3 protein-coding genes are annotated in these 2,745 nt (G+C 38.4%); all 3 read left to right on the plus strand.

The features are described from left to right. Nucleotides 1-32 precede the first annotated feature (32 nt). The 3 genes from PX481_RS12695 to PX481_RS12705 all read left to right on the plus strand — a co-directional run bounded on the left by PX481_RS12695 (nucleotide 33) and on the right by PX481_RS12705 (nucleotide 2,658). Nucleotides 33-725, plus strand: a complete 693-nt coding sequence (locus PX481_RS12695; protein WP_288027989.1) for a hypothetical protein — start codon at nucleotides 33-35, stop codon at nucleotides 723-725. Nucleotides 726-911: 186 nt separating this feature from the next. Continuing rightward, complete coding sequence (locus PX481_RS12700; protein ID WP_004159374.1) at nucleotides 912-1,307, plus strand: hypothetical protein; 396 nt, start codon at nucleotides 912-914, stop codon at nucleotides 1,305-1,307. A 28-nt stretch (nucleotides 1,308-1,335) separates the two neighbouring features. Further along, nucleotides 1,336-2,658: a vWA domain-containing protein gene (locus PX481_RS12705; RefSeq protein WP_288027987.1), complete on the plus strand. Its 1,323-nt coding sequence runs from the start codon at nucleotides 1,336-1,338 to the stop codon at nucleotides 2,656-2,658. The last annotated feature ends 87 nt before the right edge of the window (nucleotides 2,659-2,745 follow it).

Here is a 2,745-nt window from a genome sequence, read left to right on the forward strand (position 1 = left end):
AACCCTTATAGAGACAGACATTACCGCGATTTTTGTCAATTGTTTGCGATCTAGAGCGAACTAATCAATTAAATCTCTTGCCAGATAAGGATTTAGTCGATTTATGCCCCCATATCGAACCATACCAAGTCCCGAAGAGCCATTTTACCCCGATTTCTAGTCTTTCCTTCCTTATTCTTTTAGGGAGAATTGTGGGATGGATGTTATTAGGTGGATTACTCGGTGGGGGAATGTCCTTTTTTGTTCCTAATTTAAGGAGGATTCGCGGCGTACAAGGTGGCACAATTGGAGGGGGAATGGGAGCAGCAGGTTTTTTATTACTGTCGCCTTTAATCGGGGAAATCGGTGGTAGATTATTAGGCGGAGTGATTTTAGGCTTTTTTATTGGTTTAATGATCGCTTTACTCGAACAATTAAGTCGTAAAGCCTATTTACTGATTCATTGGCATGAAAAGGAAACCACTACTCTTTCTTTAGGGGATATTCCCATTATTTTAGGAAGTCATCAAAATGCTCATATTCTCCTCAGTAAAGCCGAAGGATTTTATCCAGAAACCGCCAAAATTTTTCAACAGGGAGAGGAGATTATTATGGAATATAATGCTGATTATGCTCAAGCAAAAGGAATGAAAAAACTCATTTATCTCTTAAAGAATGGGGACACTCGTAAGTTTGGAGAAATTCGTCTGGAAGTCCAATCAAAAGACATCATTTCTTCCTCTTAATCAACGTCTCTATCTAGAAATCTTCTCTCTAAATCTGTCTAATTGCTAAATTCTCTTAAGACGATATTTAATTGGGATTGAGAAAGATTAAAATTAACTAAATTTCTTTGTAAAATAACAATTCTATGTTAAAATCGCCATAATAAACTTATTTTTTCTCTGTATTAATTTTATGGTTGCTATTCTATGGTTATATATACCCTATCATTACACACCCAAAGTTCTCCACCGGCAGGTTATCAGTATCCTTTAGATTTACACCCCCATTATGAGGATAATCCTCAAGAAATTTTTACCCCAAAAATTCGTCAAGAGTTACAAGACACCTTACAACAAGAAAGTTTATGTGCCATTCGAGAGCATCACCTTAACCAAATCATTAACGCTTGGATAGAAGATATTCAAGAAGGTTATCGCTACACCAGTATTAGACTGAATTTACCCTCACTTTTTGAAACCAATCTCGAAAACTTTCAAGATAATGGTAATCAAAAATTTCCTGACTTATTTGATCCAGAATTAACAGGAATTGAGCCAACTTTTGGAATGTTACTGTCTTTAGAGGATATTTACACCCCTTAGCAACTTTACTCTTTTGGAGAAAAAACAAATGTTAACCGTATCTTTAACCCCTCATCGAGATTTTTTACCTGCTGACACTCCAGACCAGCGACTCTTTTTAATGATGAAAATTAGACCCCAAGCAGCAGCAGCTCAAAGTCGGCCCTCTACCACCTTTGCTTTTCTGATTGATACCAGTGGCTCTATGTATGAAAATGTAGGGGGAATGACCAAACTAGAGGTAGTGATTCAATCCCTGAAAAAACTATTACATTCAGGTGGTTTAACCAAAGAAGATCGCATTGCTTTAGTTCGTTTTGATGACCAAGCTTCTACTTTAATTAATTTAACCCCTGCAACCCAAATTCAACCGATTGAATCGGCTATTGATCAACTAACTAAATTTAGTGGAGGAACTGTTTTAAGTAGAGGAATGGATCAAGTGTTAGGGATTATTGGTAATCAAGCGATGACTTCCCGTAGAGCGTTAATATTTACCGATGGTCAAACCATAGGCGAAGAAGATTGCCGTCAATTAGCCAATGATTTTGCTCAGTGTAATATTCCAATTACGGTCCTAGGGGTTGGCGATTATAATGAGCAGCTATTAGATGATATTAGTAACAATACAGCTGGACAATTTGGCCATGTTGTTCCTCAAAAAGACTTACCCCATCAAATTTTAATTACTGACTTTCCTAGTTATATTATTCAAGCTTATCAACAAGCGCAAAATGAGGTAATTAATAATATTAAATTAGATATTCAAACGGTCAAAGGGGTAAAATTAGCTAAAATCACCCGTGTTTATCCAGATCAAGCCGAATATCCGCTCTTAACCCCCCCTTATCCCATCGGTAATGCGGCAGCAGGAGATGACACCATTTACATTTTAGAATTTACCATTGATAGTCGTACCAGTTCTAGGGCAAGAATCGCACAAATTGGCTTAACTTATGATATTCCTGGCTTAAATCGCCGCGGAGAGCAACCGCCCCTTAATGTTGTAGTACAATTTTTAGCAGGTCAGGGAACTGTTGCACAAGTGAATCAAGAAGTTATGGGGTATGTGCAACAGCGCAATATTGCCCAATTAGCCTCAGATGCGACCAAAATTGCCGATAAAGACCCAAATAAAGCAGAACAACTCCTAGAAACGGCTCGACGCTTAACCGTAAAAATAGGGAATGACGATATGTTAGCATCCCTTAACCAAGCCAGTGATGAACTGCGAAAAACCCGTAAAATTTCCTCTAATACCCGTAAAACCGTCAAAATGGGGTCAAGAGGTAAAACCATCAAAATGGAGGGAGATATTGTTGACATCCTCGCCGCCCTAAAAGTGCGGCGATTCCTAAACCTCACGATTTAAGTTTCTGCTTCCACCACCGTCGCATACCACAGTTAAAAAACCATGTACTGTCTTACACAGAGTCCACAGACTTTCGCCCCATTTCAG

It is taken from the genome of Microcystis sp. M53603_WE2, assembly GCF_030065435.1.